This window comes from Pseudoxanthomonas winnipegensis (assembly GCF_004283755.1).
Classification (GTDB): Bacteria; Pseudomonadota; Gammaproteobacteria; order Xanthomonadales; family Xanthomonadaceae; genus Pseudoxanthomonas_A; species Pseudoxanthomonas_A winnipegensis.
This window is the reverse complement of sequence record NZ_SHMH01000014.1, coordinates 13,438-31,384: the sequence shown is the minus strand read 5'-3', so window position 1 is coordinate 31,384 and position 17,947 is coordinate 13,438. Positions and strand designations below refer to the sequence as shown.

General features: G+C 69.5%; 13 protein-coding genes. All 13 read left to right on the top strand.

Annotated elements, in window-relative coordinates; genetic code table 11:
• Positions 1-35 precede the first annotated feature (35 nt).
• The 13 genes from EAT51_RS19595 to EAT51_RS19535 all read left to right on the top strand — a co-directional run bounded on the left by EAT51_RS19595 (position 36) and on the right by EAT51_RS19535 (position 17,914).
• Entirely contained in the window at positions 36-677 is a 642-nt protein-coding gene (locus tag EAT51_RS19595) for a YfgM family protein (RefSeq protein ID WP_130518650.1), read from the top strand.
• Complete coding sequence (gene bamB / locus EAT51_RS19590) at positions 677-1,864, top strand: outer membrane protein assembly factor BamB (protein WP_130518648.1); 1,188 nt, start codon at positions 677-679, stop codon at positions 1,862-1,864. The genes EAT51_RS19595 and bamB overlap by 1 nt, the downstream gene beginning before the upstream one ends.
• Positions 1,865-2,028: 164 nt before the next feature.
• Positions 2,029-3,429 carry a ribosome biogenesis GTPase Der gene (gene der, locus EAT51_RS19585; protein WP_130518646.1) on the top strand — a complete coding sequence of 467 codons (1,401 nt, stop codon included), beginning with the start codon at positions 2,029-2,031 and terminating at the stop codon, positions 3,427-3,429.
• A 4-nt stretch (positions 3,430-3,433) separates the two neighbouring features.
• Positions 3,434-4,648: a molybdopterin molybdotransferase MoeA gene (locus EAT51_RS19580; protein WP_130518643.1), complete on the top strand. Its 1,215-nt coding sequence runs from the start codon at positions 3,434-3,436 to the stop codon at positions 4,646-4,648.
• Between the two features lie 195 nt (positions 4,649-4,843).
• A complete protein-coding gene (moeB, locus tag EAT51_RS19575; protein ID WP_130518642.1) occupies positions 4,844-5,938 on the top strand; it encodes a molybdopterin-synthase adenylyltransferase MoeB in 1,095 nt (364 codons plus the stop codon).
• Between the two features lie 82 nt (positions 5,939-6,020).
• Positions 6,021-6,284 (top strand): hypothetical protein, encoded by a 264-nt coding sequence (locus tag EAT51_RS19570; protein ID WP_130518640.1) that lies wholly within the window; start codon positions 6,021-6,023, stop codon positions 6,282-6,284.
• Entirely contained in the window at positions 6,281-7,501 is a 1,221-nt protein-coding gene (locus EAT51_RS19565; protein WP_130518638.1) for a low temperature requirement protein A, read from the top strand. The genes EAT51_RS19570 and EAT51_RS19565 overlap by 4 nt, the downstream gene beginning before the upstream one ends.
• 50 nt (positions 7,502-7,551) lie before the next feature.
• Positions 7,552-9,378: a monovalent cation:proton antiporter-2 (CPA2) family protein gene (locus EAT51_RS19560; RefSeq protein WP_130518636.1), complete on the top strand. Its 1,827-nt coding sequence runs from the start codon at positions 7,552-7,554 to the stop codon at positions 9,376-9,378.
• A gap of 127 nt (positions 9,379-9,505) precedes the next feature.
• Positions 9,506-10,891 (top strand): FAD/NAD(P)-binding protein, encoded by a 1,386-nt coding sequence (locus EAT51_RS19555; RefSeq protein WP_130518634.1) that lies wholly within the window; start codon positions 9,506-9,508, stop codon positions 10,889-10,891.
• A gap of 587 nt (positions 10,892-11,478) precedes the next feature.
• Positions 11,479-12,604 (top strand): peptide chain release factor 2 gene (gene prfB, locus EAT51_RS19550; RefSeq protein ID WP_130518632.1). Its coding sequence is split into 2 segments (ribosomal slippage): positions 11,479-11,553 and positions 11,555-12,604, totalling 1,125 coding nucleotides; the frame shifts between segments, so codons are not numbered across the junction.
• A 125-nt stretch (positions 12,605-12,729) separates the two neighbouring features.
• Positions 12,730-14,247 carry a lysine--tRNA ligase gene (gene lysS, locus EAT51_RS19545; RefSeq protein ID WP_130518630.1) on the top strand — a complete coding sequence of 506 codons (1,518 nt, stop codon included), beginning with the start codon at positions 12,730-12,732 and terminating at the stop codon, positions 14,245-14,247.
• 303 nt (positions 14,248-14,550) lie between these two features.
• Complete coding sequence (locus EAT51_RS19540; protein ID WP_130561924.1) at positions 14,551-15,690, top strand: response regulator; 1,140 nt, start codon at positions 14,551-14,553, stop codon at positions 15,688-15,690.
• 4 nt (positions 15,691-15,694) lie between these two features.
• Complete coding sequence (locus tag EAT51_RS19535; protein ID WP_130518626.1) at positions 15,695-17,914, top strand: ATP-binding protein; 2,220 nt, start codon at positions 15,695-15,697, stop codon at positions 17,912-17,914.
• Positions 17,915-17,947 lie beyond the last annotated feature (33 nt).

Genomic DNA, 17,947 nt, shown 5'->3' with positions numbered 1-17,947 from the left:
AGATGACCCCGCGCAATGGCGGGGCGAGAGTACGCATGGCAATCGATGACCTGCTGGACGAGCACGAGCAGAGTGAGCGCGTCCGCAATTGGCTCAAGAACAACGGCGCCGGGATTATCGGCGGTATCGCGCTGGGGCTGGCGCTGATCTTTGGATGGAAGTGGTACGGCCAGCACCGCGAGCAGCAGTCGCAGGCCGGCTATGCCAGCTACGCCGAGGCGGTGAAGGCCATCGGCGGCGCCGATCTGAAGGCCGCGCAGGACAAGGTCGCCGCGCTGCAGAAGCACGACGCCGATTCGATCTACACCGAGCTGGCGCTGCTGCAGCTGGCCCAGGCGCAGGTCAAGGCCAAGCAGAACGACGCCGCGCTGGCGACGCTCAAGGCGGTCAAGGCCGATTCGCCGGTCAAGCCGTACGCCGACCTGCACGCCGCGCGCCTGCTCAATGCCGCGGGCAAGCAGGACGAGGCGATCAAGCTGCTGGCCTCCTACGACAGCGCCTCGGCGCTGGAAGTGCGCGGCGATGCGCTGGTCCTGGCGGGCAAGCGCGACCAGGCCCGCGAGACCTATCTGAAAGCCTTGACCAGCCTGGACGTGGCCTCGCCGCAGCGCCAGATGGTCGAAATCAAGCTCACCAACGCCGGCGGCACGCCGCCCGGGTCCGCGGAGTCGATCTGATGAAAGTGGTTGTGAACATGAAGCGTGCGGCCGCCGTGGTCGCGCTGGTGGCGGTCCTGTCCGGTTGCAGCACGGTCAAGGGCTGGTTCACCGACGACAAGAAGGCCGCCGAGAAGGCCGCCACCGAGCCGGTCAAGCTGGAGAAGTTCGAGCCCAGCATCCAGGTCGACAAGCTCTGGTCCACCAGCGTGGGCAAGGGCGAGAAGCTGCTCGGCGTGCGCGAGGGTCCGGCCGTGGCCGACGGCCACGTCTACGCCGCGGCGATCGAGGGCGGGATCAAGGCGCTGGATCTGCAGACCGGCAAGGAACTGTGGCACCACAAGATGAAGGACGAGCGCGTTTCGGCCGTCGGCGCTGGCGACGGGCTGGTGGTGGTCGGCACGCTGTCGGGCAAGCTCTTCGCGCTGGACCCGGCCACGGGCGAGGAGAAGTGGACCGCCAAGGCCAGCAACGAGATCATCGCCCCGCCGACCATCGGCCAGGGCAACGTGCTGGTGCACGCCAACGACGGCCAGGTGCTGTGCTTCCAGGTGACCGACGGCGTGCGCCGCTGGTTCTGGAACCGCGAGCAGCCGGCGCTGACCGTGCGCGGCAACGGCCCGGTCACGCTGGGCCCGGGCCTGGTGTTCGTGGGCAACGACGACGGCACCATGACCGCGCTGGCGCTCAACGACGGCCATGCGCTGTGGGACCAGACCGTGGGCCAGCCCGAGGGCCGCACCGAGCTGGACCGCATGGCCGACGTGGACGGGCCGCCGGTGATCGACGGCACCACGCTCTACGCCTCCAGCTATAAGAACGCGACCCTGGCCATCGACGGACCCAGCGGTCGCCCGATGTGGAGCCGCGACAAGGGCGGCGTGGCCGGCCTGGGCCTGGCCCCGTCCAGCGTCGTGCTCTCGGACAAGGGCGGCGTGGTGTGGGCGCTGGACAAGACCAGCGGCGGTTCGCTGTGGTCCAACCAGAAGCTGCTGCGCCGCGCGCTGACCGCGCCGGCGGTGCAGGGCGACTACGCGGTGGTCGGCGATTACGACGGCTACGTGCACTGGCTGCGCCTGGACAACGGTGAGCTGGCCGCGCGCGAACGCGCCGGCGGCGACCCGATCCGTGCCACCCCGGTGGTCGCCGATGGCGTGCTGCTGGTCCAGAACATCGACGGCAAGCTGACCGCGTTCCGCATCAAGTAAGCCTTCCACGCAAGACCCGCGGGGAGCCGGAACATGCGTCCGGCTCCCCGTTTTCGTATCCTGTGCCGCCTTCGCCGCGTGCCCATGGCCGCGCCGCCGGGTCCGTGCGGCGGGCCGCCGGCACCGGCCCCCGCTCGTTCTTCGCCTTCCAGGTCTGGTTTCCAATGCTGCCTCTCGTCGCCCTGGTGGGCCGCCCCAACGTGGGCAAGTCCACGCTGTTCAATGCGCTCACGCGCACCCGCGACGCGCTGGTGCACGACCAGCCCGGCGTGACCCGCGACCGCAACTACGGCGTGTGCCGGCTGCAGCCGGAGACCCCGTTCGTGCTGGTCGACACCGGCGGCATCGCCGGCGACGAGGAGGGCCTGGCCGGCGCCACCGCGCGCCAGTCGCGCGCGGCCGCGGCCGAGGCCGACCTGGTGCTGTTCATCGTCGATGCGCGCGAAGGCGCCTCGGCGCTGGATGACGAGATCCTGGCCTGGCTGCGCAAGACCGCGCGGCCGACCCTGCTGGTGCTCAACAAGATCGACGGCGTGGACGAGGAGGCCGCCCGCGCCGATTTCGCGCGCTACGGCTTCGCCGATGTGCTGACCCTCTCGGCCGCGCATCGCCAGGGCGTGGACGAACTGGTCGAGGAGGTGCTCGAACGCGTCCCAGCCGAGGGCGCAGGCGAACTGCTGGACGAAGACCCCCAGCGCATGCGCATCGCCTTCGTCGGCCGGCCCAACGTGGGCAAGTCCACGCTGGTCAATCGCCTGCTGGGCGAGGAGCGCATGATCGCCTCGGAGGTGCCGGGCACCACGCGCGACTCCATCGCAGTGGACCTGGAGCGCGAGGGCCGCCTGTACCGGCTGGTCGACACCGCCGGCCTGCGCCGCAAGGGCCGCGTGGACGAGGTGGTGGAGAAGTTCTCCATCGTCAAGACGCTGCAGGCCATCGAGCAGTGCCAGGTCGCGGTGCTGCTGCTGGACGCCAGCGAAGGCGTGACCGACCAGGACGCCAGCGTGCTGGGCGCGATCCTCGACGCCGGCCGCGCCCTGGTGGTGGCGGTCAACAAGTGGGACGGGCTGACCGACTACCAGCGCCAGCAGGCCGAACAGCTGCTCTCGCGCAAGCTGGGCTTCGTCGAATGGGCCGAGGCCGTGCGCATCTCGGCCAAGCACGGCTCGGGCCTGCGCGAGCTGTTCCGCGCCATCCATCGCGCGCATGCCTCGGCCACCAAGACCTTCAGCACCAGCGAGGTCAACACCGCGCTGGAGATCGCCTACGAATCCAACCCGCCGCCGAGCATCCGCGGCCATGTCTCCAAGCTGCGCTACGTGCATCCGGGCGGCGAGAACCCGCCGACGTTCATCGTCCACGGCACACGCCTGAAGGTGCTGCCCGAGTCCTACAAGCGCTACCTGGAGAACTTCTTCCGCAAGCGCTTCAAGCTGGTCGGAACGCCGGTGCGCTTCCTGTTCCGCGAGGGCGCCAACCCTTACGAGGGCAAGAAGAACGTGCTGACCGAGCGCCAGATCGCCAAGAAGAAGCGCCTGATCCGCCACGTCAAGCGCGGCAAGTAAGCCCATGACGTTCCCCACGCGCATCGATTACGCGCAGGCGCTGGAGATCGTGGCGCGGATCGGTGCGCAGCATCGCGCCACGCCGCAACGGCTGGCGATCCAGCGCGTCGATGGCCGCGTGCTGGCGCAGGTGGTCGGCGCGGAGTTCCCGCTGCCGCCGTTCGACAACAGCCGCATGGACGGCTTCGCGGTGCGCAGCGCCGACCTCTCGCCCGAGGCGCCGACCGCGCTGACGCTGGCCGGCGAGCAGTTCGCGGGACCCGAGGCCGGCCTGGTGCTGCAGCCCGGCCAGTGTGCGCGCATCACCACCGGCGCGCCGCTGCCGGGCGGCGCCGATGCGGTGGTCATGAAGGAGCGGGTCCAGGTCGATGGCGCGCGCGTCACGGTGCCGGCGGGGATTCAGGAGGGCCACGACATCCGCCGCGCCGGCGAGGACGTGCAGGCCGGCGCGCAGGTGCTGGAGGCCGGCCAGGTGCTGACCCCGGCGCGCGTGTCGCTGGCGGCCGCGCTCGGCCATGCCGACCTGGCGGTCTTTCCGAAGCCGACCGTGGCCGTGTTCTCCACCGGCGACGAGCTGGTCGAGCCGGGCATGCCGCTGGCGCCGGGGCAGATCTACGACAGCAACCGCGACCTGCTCATGGGCCTGCTGCGCCAGCTCGGCCTGGAGCCGGTCGCCTGGCCGCGCCTGCCCGACGATCCGCAGCGGGTGGAGACCGCGCTGCGCGATGCGGCCAGCGCGTTCGACCTGGTGATCACCGCCGGCGGGGTCTCGGCCGGCGAGCGCGATCTGCTGCCCGGGTTGCTGCAGGCGCAGGGCCAGGTGCATTTCTGGAAGGTGCGGATCAAGCCCGGCATGCCGGTGCTGTTCGGCGCGCTGGAGCGGGCCTTGATGCTCGGTCTGCCGGGCAATCCGGTCTCGGTGCTGGCGACCTTCCTGGCGCTGGGGCGGCCGCTGATCGATGCGCTGCAGGGCAGGGCGGAGCCGCGCCCGCGGTTCACCGCCTGCCTGGCCAGCGACTGGCGCAAAACGCACGATCGGCTGGAGTTCCTGCGCGGACGGCTGCGCAGCGGCGAGACGGGCGTGCTGCTGGTCGAACCCAATCCGGCCGAGGCCTCGCACCAGCTGCGCGGGGCGGCCGACAGCGATGCGCTGATCGTGCTGGAGGCGGGGGAGCGAGATTACGCGGCGGGGACGCCGGTGACGGTGCTGCCATACTGACCGCTGGGGCGGCCCCGCTTGCTCCGCTGGGGCTTTCCCACCGGACGAAGAGCAGCGGAGCAAGCTCCGCTCTACAGGGAGGGCGTGCTGTGATCGGAAGAGACAGTGGCGCCCACCGAGCATCGAGCAGGCGTGCGATCTACGCGCTCGGGGCGCCGATGCCGGCATGACACGGCGTCGACGATAATCCTGGGGATGAAGATCGAACTGCTCACGCCCGCGCAGGCGCGCGCGCGTCAGGCCGCCGGCGCGGTGCTGATAGATGTGCGCGAGGTACACGAACGCGCGCAGGGCCAGGCCGAAGGCGCGCTGGGCATCGAACGCGCCGTCCTGGAGGCCGCGCCGCGGACGCACCTGCCCGATCTGTCGCGCGAGGTCCTGCTGATCTGCCAGAGCGGGGCGCGCTCGCTCGCCGCCGCGCAGGCGTTGCTGGAGCGCGGCTATCTGCGCGTGGCCTCGGTCGAGGGCGGCACCACGCGCTGGATCGCCGACAGTCTGCCCCTGGTCATGCCGCTCGTTGACGCCGAGCAGGCGCGCTTCGCCGAGCGTTATTCGCGCCATCTGCTGCTGCCGGAAGTCGGCCCGGCCGGCCAGCAGCGTCTGCGCGATGCGCGCGTGCTGATCGTCGGCGCCGGCGGGCTGGGATCGCCGGCCGCCTACTATCTGGCGGCGGCCGGCGTGGGCCGGCTGCGCATCGCCGACGACGATGTGGTCGAGCGCAGCAACCTGCAGCGCCAGATCCTGCACGGCGAGGACCGCATCGGCCAGCCCAAGGTGAGCTCGGCGGCGCAGACGTTGCAGGCGCTCAATCCGGACATCGCCATCGACGCGGTGGCCGCGCGCGTCACGGCCGACAACGTCGATACGCTGCTCGACGGCGTGGACGTGGTGATCGACGGCGCCGACAACTTCGCCACGCGCTATCTGCTCAACGACGCCTGCGTGCGCCAGGCCAGGCCGCTGGTATACGGCGCGGTGCAGCGCTTCGAAGGGCAGGTGAGCGTGTTCGACGCCGGGCGCCGGCGGGGTCAGGTGCCGTGCTATCGCTGCCTGTTCCCCGCGCCGCCGCCGCCCGCGCTGGCGCCGAACTGCGCGCAGGCCGGCGTGCTCGGCGTGCTGCCCGGCGTGATCGGCCTGCTGCAGGCGACCGAGGCGATCAAGCTGCTGCTGGGCCTGGGCGAATCGCTGGCCGGGCGGCTGCTGGGCTTCGACGCGCTGGGCATGCGCTTCCACGAGCTGGCCCTGCCGCCGGATCCCGACTGCCCGGTGTGCGGCGCCGCGGCACCCTGAGGCGGCCGGCGAAGAGGTGCGGCATGCGCCCGCCTTGCGCTAACGTGCCGGCCATCCTCCTGCCCGAGACGCGCCGCACCCCATGCGTACCCTGATCCTGATCGTGGCCGGGCTGCTGATCGCGCTCGGCATCTTGCTGCGCATGCCGGCGCGCCTGCGCCGCCAGGGCGCGATCGGCTTCACCGCGCTGTGGCTGCTGGCGGTGCTGTGGAATCTGCGCACTGGCCTGGCGCATGGCTACACGCTGGAAGAGGAGGCGCCGATCCAGGCGCTGATCTTCCTCGTGCCGGTCGCGCTGGCCTGGGTGCTGGCGCTCAAGCTGCCGCGTCGCGGCGTCTGGCCATGAGCCACGGGCACGCGCCCGTGCGCGATGTCCCGGCCGCGACCACGCCGCATCCGCTGCTGCGCGTGCGCGATGGCAGCGAGGCCAAGGTCAGCTACGCCGAACTGTTCTTCGACCTGGTCTACGTGTTCGCCGTCACCCAGGTCTCGCACTTCCTGCTCGGGCATCTGAGCTTGCTGGGGGCGGCCCAGGCGCTGCTGCTGTGGTTCGCGGTCTGGTTGGGCTGGCAGTACACCTGCTGGATGACCAACTGGTTCGACCCGGAGACCCGGCCGATCCGGGTGATGCTGTTCGCGCTGATGGGCGTGGGGCTGCTGTTCGCCGCCGCACTGCCGGAGGCCTTCGGCGAGCGCGCTCTGCTGTTCGCCGCCTGCTATGCGGTCATGCAGGTGGGGCGGGCACTGTTCCTGCGCCTGCAGCTGGGCGACCATCCTTTGGGGCCGAACTTCAGCCGCATCCTGGCCTGGGCCATCCTGTGCGCGGCGCTGTGGATCGGCGGCGGCCTGGCCGAGCCGGGCTGGCGGCTGTTGCCGTGGGGCCTGGCGGTGGCGTGCGAGTACATCTCGCCGATGTTCGGCTTTCCCGTGCCCGGCCTGGGACGGTCGGACAGCGCGCGCGAGTGGACCATCGAGGGCGGCCACCTGGTCGAGCGCTGTGCGCTGTTCGTGATCGTGGCCCTGGGCGAATCGATCCTGATCACCGGCGCCACGCTGGCCCATGCGCCGGCCTGGGACGCGGCGGAGATGATCGCCTTCGCCACGGCCTTCGTCGGCAGCCTGGCCATGTGGTGGCTGTACTTCAACATCGCCGTGCGTGATGCGACCGAGGTCATCGTCCAGGCCGACGATCCGGGCCGCTACGGCGCGCTGTTCCACTATCTGCACGTGGCCATCGTCGGCAGCGTCATCGTCACTGCGGTCGGCAACGATCTGATGATCGCCCATCCGCATGGCCACATGACGCTGGCCTTCGTGCTGGTGATGCTGGCCGGGCCGGGGCTGTTCCTGGCGGGCAACGGGCTGTACAAGCGCGCGGTCTATGGGCGCTTTCCGCTCTCGCATCTGATCGGGCTTGCGTTGCTGCTGCCGCTGGCGTGCCTGGCGCAGTCGCTGGGGCTGCTGTGGTTGAACGCGCTGACTACGGTGGTGCTGATCGTCACGGCGTCGCTGGAAACCGCCGCGCGTGGCGGCCCGCCTGACAAGCAGGTCAGCACACACTGATCCGCGACGGCGCACATTGCAGCGCTGACATGCGCCGTTAGACTCGGTGCATGAGCGTCGAATCCGAATCCAGCCAACTGGTCAACGTGGTCGCCCTGCTGGGCGCGGCGGTGGTCGCTGTCCCGCTGTTCCGCCGTCTGGGCCTGGGCTCGGTGCTGGGCTATCTGGCCGCCGGCCTGGTCATCGGCCCGTTCGGGCTGGGCTGGTTCAACGATCCGCAGTCCATCCTGCACGTGGCCGAGCTGGGCGTGGTGCTGTTCCTGTTCGTGATCGGGCTGGAGATGCGGCCCTCGCATCTGTGGGGCCTGCGCAGGCAGATCTTCGGCCTGGGTTCGCTGCAGATCGCGCTGTGCACCGCGGCGCTGACCGGCGTGGGCGTGCTGTTCGGCCTGCATGGGGCGGTGGCCTTCGTCGGTGCGGCCGGCTTCGTGCTCACCTCCACCGCGATCGTCATGCAGCTGCTCGGCGAGCGCGGCGATATCGCGCTGCCGCATGGGCAGAAGATCGTCGCGGTGCTGTTGTTCGAGGATCTGCTGATCGTGCCGCTGCTGGCGCTGGTCGCGTTCCTCTCGCCGCTGCCGGCCGAGAGCGGGGGGCATTCGCGCGGGATGTCCATCGGCATCAGCGTGGCCTGCCTGGCCGGGCTGATCGCCGCCGGGCTGTGGCTGCTCAATCCGCTGTTCCGGCTGCTGGCGCGGGCCAAGGCGCGCGAGGTGATGACCGCCGCCGCCCTGCTGGTGGTGCTGGGCGCAGCGCTGCTGATGCAGCTGGGCGGCCTGTCGATGGCGATGGGCGCGTTCCTGGCCGGCGTGCTGCTGTCCGAGTCCACGTTCCGCCATCAGATCGAGGCGGACATCGAGCCATTCCGCGGCCTGCTGCTGGGCCTGTTCTTCCTCTCGGTCGGCATGTCGCTGGACCTGTCGGTGGTGGCCAACAACGCGCTGGTCGTCGCCGGGCTGGTGGTGGCGATGATGGTGACCAAGGCGCTGTGCATCTATGTGGTCGCGCGCCTGACCCACAGCAGCCATGGCGAGGCCTTGGACCGCGCGGTGCTGATGGCGCAGGGCGGCGAGTTCGCCTTCGTCCTCTATGCCGCCGCGCTGGCCGCCGGCCTGATCGACCCCACCATCAGCGCGACGATGACCGCGGTGGTGGTGCTGTCGATGGTGCTCACCCCGCTGGTGGTGCTCGTGGCGCGCCGCTTCATGCCGCAGGCGACCGCCTCGATGGAGGGCATCGAGGCGGTGCACGACCAGAGCGGCAGCGTGCTGATCATCGGCTTCGGTCGCTTCGGCCAGGTCATGAGCCAGTCGCTGCTGGCGCGCGACATCGATGTGACCATCATCGACAGCGACATCGACATGATCCGCAGCGCCGAGGAGTTCGGCTTCAAGGTGTTCTTCGGCGACGGCACGCGCCTGGACGTGCTGCGTGCCTCCGGTGCGTCCACCGCGCGCCTGATCGCCATCTGCACCGACAGGCCGGAGACCACCAGCCTGATCGTCGAACTGGCCCAGCAGGAGTTCACCCAGGCCAGAGTGCTGGCGCGCTCCTTCGACCGCGAGCATTCGCTCAAGCTGGTCGCGGCCGGAGTGGACTTCCAGATCCGCGAGACCTTCGAATCGGCAGTGCGCTTCGGCCAGGCCGCGTTGGAGGCCATGGGCGTGGACGAGGACGTGGCGGCGCGCACGGCCAGCGAAGTGCGCCGGCTGGACGCCGAGCGCTTCGATCTGGAGGTCGCCGCCGGCGATGTCCGCGCCGGCATTCCGCTGCTGATCGGCAATACCGCACCGGCCACGCCGACCCCGTTCACCGCGCCGCGCCGAGAGAGCCGGCGTCTGGATGCCGGCGGCGAAGCCGAAGACTCCAGCGCGTGATAACGACGCGGCATGTGCTCATGCCGAGTCGGCAGAAAGCGTTTCCACGCTTCTAACTCCTCCTTTACACCGGGCACATCGGGCTGCGGTCAGATGGGCGTTCCGCTGGGAGACAGGAAGAATCGCCATGCACATCACCCTGATCGGGGCCGGCTTCTGTGGAAGCGCGCTCGCGGCGGAGCTGCTGCGCCAGGGCGGGCCACAGGCCCGCGTCACGCTGGTCGGTCAGCCGGAGACCTTCGGCCGCGGCGTGGCCTATGGTGCCGCGCGGCCCGAGCACCTGCTCAATGCGCGCGCCAAGGACCTGGGCCTGGTCGCCGACGCGCCGACCGGGTTCGCCGATGCGCTGGCGCTGGGCGAGGGCGGGCGGCTGGGATTCCTGCCGCGGCTGGCGTACGGCGACTATCTGCAGGACCAGCTGCACCAGGCCACGGCGCAGGCCCAGAACTTCGCCCGCATCGAGGAAGAGGTGATCGCGGTGGACCGTGTGCCCGGCGGCTTCCGCGTGCTGCTGGGCAATGGCGAGGACTTCCTCAGCGACAGCGTGGTGCTGTGCGTGGGCGCGCTGCCGCCGCAGCGCCTGGCCGGCGTCGGCCCGCGCCTGGCGGTGGACCGGCGCTACATCGGTTGGCCGTGGCAGGACGGGGCGATCGACGCCATCGCGCCGAACGCGCGGCTGCTGATCGTCGGCACCGGACTGACCATGGCCGATGTGGTGGTGACGCTGCGCCAGCGCGACCATCGCGGGCCGATCACGGTGCTCTCGCGCCATGGCCTGATGCCGCTGCCCCATCTGGAGGCGCCCGGGGCGCCGCTCGAGCTGCCGCCGAGCGTGCAGCAGAGCCTGCGCGACCACGACCTGCGCGGACTGGTGCGCACACTGCGCCAGCTCTCCGTGGTGGTGGACGACTGGCGGCGCCTGATCGATGCGCTGCGCCCGCATCTGCAGCCATTCTGGCGCGGACTGGATCAGGCCGACCGCGCCCGGTTTCTGCGCCACCTGCGCTCGCACTGGGAGGCGCTGCGCCATCGGGTGGCGCCCAAGGTCGCCGAGCAGCTGCAGGCCCTGCAGGATCGCGGCCAGCTGCGGGTGCTGGCCGGACGTCTGCTGCGCGCGCGGCTGGGCGCGCACGAGGTCGAGGCGCTGGTCCGGCCGCGTGGCGCGACCAGCGCGTGGGTCGGGCATTTCGACGTCTTGATCCGGGCGACGGGACTGGATACCGACATCGAGCGCACCAGCCATCCGCTGGTGGCCACCCTGCGCGACGCAGGCCTGCTGGGTGCGGACCCGCTTGGCCTGGGCGTGGACGTGGACGAGCGTCTGCAGGTGCGCGATCGTTCCGGCAGTGCGGTGCCGGGCCTGTACTGCCTGGGCCCGCTGCTGCGGGGCCAGCTGTGGGAGATCACCGCCGTGCCCGAACTGCGCGCCGCCGCCCGCACCCTGGCCACGCGGCTGCTGGCGCAGCCGGTCGACTCGGACGCAGGACAGCCGGCGCTGCGCGCGGCGGTCTGAGCGAGGGGTCGCGGCCACCGCCCGCCGGCCCGTTGCTGCGCGCGTTAAGTCAGGGGGCTTCTAGTCAAAAGTTGAAATGGTTTGATCCATCAGCTGCTGGCCTCGATGTGGCCGGTTAGGCAGAGAACGGGCCGGCACGGTCCGCAGCGGCGGCCGGTGCAATCAGTCCTTGCGGAATGCCGGCCCAATCCCTGTGGGAGCAACTGTCTCCTCAAATCTCGCGACGGTCTGCCTGTAGAGCGGAGCTTGCTCCGCTGGGGCCTTTCCCATGAACGGAACGAAGAGCAGCGGAGCAAGCTCCGCTCTACAGGTGGGAGGTGGGAGCCGCCATGGCGGCGATGGGGCTTTACCGGTAGAGCCTCATCGCCGCCATGGCGGCTCCCACACAGGCATGAGGCGGTCACGGCTCCATCCGAGAATTGCCCCTGGTTGGCGGATCGAGCCGAGGAGCTGCGGCCGGCCGGGTGGAGGCGGGGCACCGAAGTCTGTTCACCAGGCTCGAACTCCTGCGAAGACCCGAAAAGAGGCCTCTAAGGCAGTCTTGCTAGAATGGCGGGCTATCCATTGCCACGCATCGCATCGCTCCCATGATCGAACTCAATCCCGTCCGCCAGCGCATCGCCGACCTGACCGAGCGGCTGGGCTCGCTCAGGGGGTATCTTTGACTACGACGCCAAGCGTGAGCGTCTGGAAGAAGTCGAGCGCGAGCTCGAAAACCCCGATATCTGGAACGACCCCGAGCGCGCCCAGAACCTGGGCCGCGAGCGCGCCCAGCTGGACCGCACGGTCAACGGAATCCGCGACCTGACCGAAGGCCTCAACGGCGCCAGCGAGCTGCTGGAACTGGCCGAGATGGAATCCGACGAGGACACCGCCAACGCGGTGGTCGCCGATGTCGAACGCTTCGCCCGCGACGTGGACAAGCTGGAATTCCAGCGCATGTTCTCCGGCGAGATGGACGCCACCAACGCCTTCGTCGACATCCAGGCCGGTGCCGGCGGCACCGAGGCCCAGGACTGGGCCGAGATCCTGCTGCGCATGTATCTACGCTGGGCCGAGGGCCGCGGCTGGAAGGTCGAGCTGATGGAGGCCTCGGCCGGCGAAGTGGCCGGCATCAAGTCGGCGACCTTCCGCGTGGAGGGCGACTATGCCTACGGCTGGCTCAAGACCGAGATCGGCGTGCACCGGCTGGTGCGCAAGTCGCCGTTCGACTCGGACAACCGGCGCCACACCAGCTTCACCAGCGTGTTCGTCTCGCCTGAAGTCGACGACAACATCGACATTGAGATCAACCCGGCCGACCTGAAGACCGACGTCTACCGCTCCTCCGGCGCCGGCGGCCAGCACGTCAACAAGACCGAGTCGGCCGTGCGCATCACCCATGTGCCGTCCGGCGTGGTGGTGGCCTGCCAGACCGAGCGCAGCCAGCACGCCAACCGCGACCGCGCCATGAAGATGCTCAAGGCCAAGCTCTACGAGATCGAGATCCAGAAGCGCAACGCCGAGAAGAACGCGCTGGAAGCCACCAAGTCCGACATCGGCTGGGGCAGCCAGATCCGCAACTACGTGCTCGACCAGAGCCGCATCAAGGACCTGCGCACCGGCGTGGAGCGCTCGGACACGCAGAAGGTGCTCGACGGCGACCTGGACGAATTCCTCGAGGCCAGCCTCAAGTCCGGCCTGGACGCGGGCGCCAAGCGCGTCGACGCCTGAAGGCAGGAGTGCGTGGAGCGGCGTGAGACGTGAGTCGAGGCGGGCCGTGCCTGCCGCCACACTCGTCGTCTCCTGCTCTCGCTCGCTTCTTACTTCTCACTTCTCCCAACCTTAGTCCTCACCCCATGACCGACCAGCCCACCACCACGCCCACCGACGAGAACAGCCTGATCGCCGAGCGCCGCGGCAAGCTCACCGCGCTGCGCGGGCAGGGCATCGCCTATCCCAACGACTTCAAGCGCGAGGTCTATGCCGGCGATCTGCAGGCCGAGTTCGCCGACGCGGAGACCTTCACCGCCGAGGTGCTCGAAGGGCTGGATCGCCAGGTCAAGCTGGCCGGCCGGCTGATGGCCAAGCGGGTGATGGGCAAGGCCAGCTTCGCCCAGGTGCAGGACGAGTCCGGGCGCATCCAGCTGTTCCTGCAGGGCAATACGCTGGGCGAGGCCTATACCGCGTTCAAGGGCTGGGACGTGGGCGACATCATCGCCGTGGAAGGCACGCTGACCCGCACCAAGACCGGCGAGCTGTCGATCAAGGCCACCACGATCCGCCTGCTGACCAAGTCGCTGCGGCCGCTGCCGGACAAGTGGCACGGCCTGAGCGATGTCGAGCAGCGCTATCGCCAGCGCTATGTCGACCTGATCGTGACGCCCGAGTCGCGCGAGGTGTTCATCAAGCGCAGCAAGATCATCCGCGCCATCCGCGCCTGGCTCGACGCGCGCCGCTTCCTGGAAGTGGAAACGCCGATGATGCATTACATCCCCGGCGGCGCCACGGCCAAGCCGTTCACCACCCATCACAACGCGCTGGACCTGCAGCTGTACCTGCGCGTGGCGCCGGAGCTCTATCTCAAGCGTCTGGTCGTCGGCGGCCTGGAGCGCGTGTACGAGATCAACCGCAACTTCCGCAACGAAGGCGTCTCCACGCGCCACAACCCCGAATTCACCATGCTCGAGCTGTACGAGGCCTACGCCACGTACCACGAGGTGATGGACCTGACCGAAGGCGTGATCCGCGATACCGCCCAGACCGTGCTCGGCACCACGCAGGTGGAATGGGACGGCGCGCGGATCGACCTGGGCCCGGCGTTCCGCCGCTGGCGCATGGACGAGGCCGTGCGCCATCACAACCCGGAGATCACCGCCGCCGACTGTACCGACCGCGACGCCCTGCGGCGCCACTGCGAGCGGCTTGGCATCAAGTTCAAGCCGTCCTGGGGCTGGGGCAAGCTGCTGCTGGAGATCTTCGAGGCCACCGTCGAGCACACCCTGGTGCAGCCGACCTTCATCACCGATCACCCGGTCGAGGTCTCGCCGTTGGCCCGCGCCAGCGATACCGAGGCCGGCTACACCGATCGCTTCGAGCTGTTCATCAACGGCAAGGAGATCGCCAACGGCTTCTCCGAGCTCAACGATCCCGAAGACCAGGCCGCGCGCTTCCGCGCCCAGGTCGAGGCCAAGGACAGCGGCGACGACGAGGCCATGCATTTCGACGCCGACTACATCCGCGCCCTGGAGTACGGCATGGCGCCGACCGGCGGCCTGGGCATCGGCATCGACCGCCTGGTCATGCTGCTGACCGGCACCTCCTCGATCCGCGACGTGCTGCTGTTCCCCTACATGCGGCCCGAGACCCAGGGTTGAAAAGTGACGCAGCCGGGCAGGCCAGCCTGCCCGGGTCTCGATTGGTTGCATAGGAAACTTTTTGCGCGCGGACCAAACGCCTCGAAACGGCGGCATTTGGCCCCTTTCCACCGGGTTGGACGTCTTTCCATCAAGGATTGACGGTTTTTTGCCGAAAGATCCGACTCGGGTTCGGTGGCATGCTTCATGCTTGACAGTAGGTCTCGATCCGTGGCGTGCGCCGCGATTCGAGGCGGGAATCCCGATGCGGCGGGGTTCCTTCACATTCTGGCAGCCTCGTAATCCCCCGAGAGGTGGTGTTTCATGCTTACCCCGAGCCGCGTGTTCACTGCGGTGTCCTCCCCGACGGACCAGCAACGCTGGTCCAATGGCGCAGGTAGCGAATTGAACATCGTCATCATCGATGACCAGGCGTCCGCGCGGACCATGCTGCGCCACGTGATCGAGGACATCGCCACCGAGCTGGCGGTGCACGACTTCGGCGACCCGCAGGTGGCGCTGGAGTGGTGCAGCCAGCACCGCACCGACCTGCTGCTGCTGGACTACCGCATGCCGGGCATGGACGGGCTGGAGTTCGCCCGCCGCTTCCGCCGCCTGCCCATGCACCGCGACATCCCGGTGATCCTGATCACCGTGGTCGGCGACGAGCCGATCCGCCAGGCCGCGCTGGAGGCCGGGGTCATCGATTTCCTGGTCAAGCCGGTGCGCCCGCGCGAGCTGCGCGCCCGCTGCCGCAACCTGCTGCAGCTGCGCCAGCAGTCGGAGAACGTCAAGCAGCGCGCGCTGTCGCTGGAGCAGCGCCTGCTGTCGAGCATGCACGAGGTCGAGGAGCGCGAGCGCGAGACGCTCTCGCGCTTGGCCCGCGCCATCGAGTACCGCGACAGCGGCACCAGCGCCTTCCTGGAACGCATGGCGCGCATCGCCGCGCTGGTGGCCGAGCAGCTGGGCATGGGCGAGGAGGACGTGCGCGCGATCGAGCTGGCCGCGCCCCTGCACGACATGGGCAAGATCGCCATCCCCGACGCGGTGCTGATGAAGCCCGGCCCGCTGGACGCCGAGGAGCTGGCGGTCATGCGCCGGCATCCGAAGATCGGCCATGAGCTGCTCAGCGGCAGCCAGAACCGGCTGATCCAGACCGGCGCGATCATCGCCCTGCGCCATCACGAGCGCTTCGACGGCAGCGGCTATCCCGACGGCCTGCGCGGTGAGCAGATCCCGATCGAGGCGCGCATCGTGGCGGTGGCCGACGTGTTCGACGCGCTGATCTCCGCACGCCCCTACAAGCCGGCATGGACGCGCGATGCGGCGCTGGCCTATCTCTACGCGCAGCGCGGGCGGTTGTTCGACCCGGCCTGCGTGGACGCGCTGTTCCGCGGCCGCGAGCGGCTGGACCAGATCTGCGACCGTTATTCGACGCTGCAAGCACGCCCCGGATTGGAGTAGTCCCATGGCCGCCCTGCTGCAACAGTTCAAAGAGCGCCTGCCGGCGCGTCGCGACAACGAACACGGCCAGGCCCTGGTCCGGATCGCGCTGATCAGCCTGATCCTGATGTACGTGCTGCTGCCGCCGGTGCGCGCGCAGCTGCCGGCCGCACAGTACGAGGGCGTGCTGGCCATCGTGCTCAGCGGCCTGACCCTGGGCTGCATCCTGCTGGGCTGGATGTGGCTGCGTCCGGAGCGCTCGGACACGCGCCGGATCATCGGCATGCTCGCCGATTACGGCCTGATGGCCGCCGGCATGATCCAGATGGGCGAGCCGCTGGGCTGGGTGTATGTGGTGGTGATGTGGGTCACCGTCGGCAACGGCATGCGCTATGGCAACAACTATCTGTACCTGGCCGTGGCCATGGCGATGGTCAGCTTCACCACCACGGTCCTGATGACCGACTACTGGCTGTCCAATCTGAAGCTGGGCATCGGCCTGATCGGCGGCCTGGCCGCGGTACCGCTGTACTTCTCCAACCTGCTGCGCAAGCTGACCCGTGCCAGCGCCGAGGCGCGTCGCGCCAGCGAGGCCAAGAGCCGCTTCCTGGCCAACATGAGCCACGAGTTCCGCACGCCGCTCAACGGCCTGTCGGGCATGACCGAGGTGCTGGCCACCACGCGCCTGGACGCCGAGCAGCGCGAATGCCTGAACACCATCCAGGCCTCGGCCCGCAGCCTGCTGGCGCTGGTGGAAGAGGTGCTGGACATCTCGGCGATCGAGGCCGGCAAGCTGCGCCTGGACATCAGCGAGTTCGCCCCGCGCGAGCTGGTCAAGCATGTGGGCTTCATCATGCTGCCGCAGGCCAAGGCCAAGAAGCTGGACTACACCGTCCACTTCGCCGACGACGTGCCGGCCACGCTGATGGGCGATGCGCGCCACCTGCGTCAGGTGCTGATCAATCTGGTCGGCAACGCGGTCAAGTTCACCGACCGCGGCGGCGTGCGCATCCAGGTCGTCACCGTGCCCTCGATCGATGCGCGCGTGCGCCTGCGCTTCACGGTGATCGACACCGGTGTGGGCATCCCGCCGCGGCTGCAGGACCGGCTGTTCGAGGCCTTCGAGCAGGCCGATGTCAGCCTGAGCCGTCGCTACGGAGGCACCGGCCTGGGCGCGGCCATCGCCAAGGGCCTGACCGAGGCCATGGGCGGAGCCATCGGCTTCGAGAGCGAAGTCGGTCTGGGCAGCACCTTCTGGGTCGAAGTGCCGTTCGACGGCGTGGTGCCCAGCGAGACGCCGATGGTGCCGGCGCTGGCCGAGGACGTCGACGAGGTCGAGGACTGGGCCGAGGCGGGCACCGCGCAGGAGGTCCGCGCGGAGAATGTCATCGCCTTCTCCGACCCCTTCCTGCGTCATCGTGCGCGCGTGCGCAGCATGCAGATCCTGGTGGCCGACGACCACGAGGCCAACCGCATGGTGCTGCAGCGCCTGCTGCAGAAGGCCGGCCACCGCGTGGTCTGCGTCAACGGCGGCGAGGAGGTGCTCGATGCCCTGGCGGTGACCGACTACGACGCGGCCATCATCGACCTGCACATGCCCGGCATGAGCGGGCTGGACCTGCTCAAGGAGCTGCGCGTAATGCAGGCCGGCGGCGGGCCGCGCACGCCGGTGCTGGTGCTCAGCGCCGATGTCACCCCGCAATCGATCAGCAGCTGCGAGCAGGCCGGCGCCTACGCCTTCCTGGCCAAGCCGGTGGTGGCGAGCAAGCTGCTGGATGCGCTCAACGACATCGCCAGCAACAGTGGTCTGCGGCAGACGGCTGCCAAGCCTGGCGTGGCGCGGGGCAACGAGGCGGCCGGCGCGAGCCAGGCCGAGGTGTTCGATCCGCACGTGCTGGACGAACTGCTGCAGCTGGGCATGGGCGAGGCCTTCGAACAGGAATTCGTCCAGCAATGCCTCAACGACGCCGAGGCCTGTTTCCACGGCATGCTGCGCGCCGGCGAGCAGCCGGATTGGGAACGCATGCGCGAATACGCACATGCGCTTAAGGGTGTCGCCGGCAACCTGGGCATGTCGCGTCTGGCCGAGGAGAGCGGTCAGTTCATGCGCATGGCCGACTGGCAGATGCTGGCCGAATGGCGCCAGCGCATGCACCAGCTCGACGGCCACTTCCGCATGGGGCGTGAGGCGCTGGCCGCGCGTGCACAGCAGCGCCGCAAGGCGCGCGATGGCGGCGAGCGTTGATCATCCCGCGCCCGAGACAACGGGTGCGCAGGG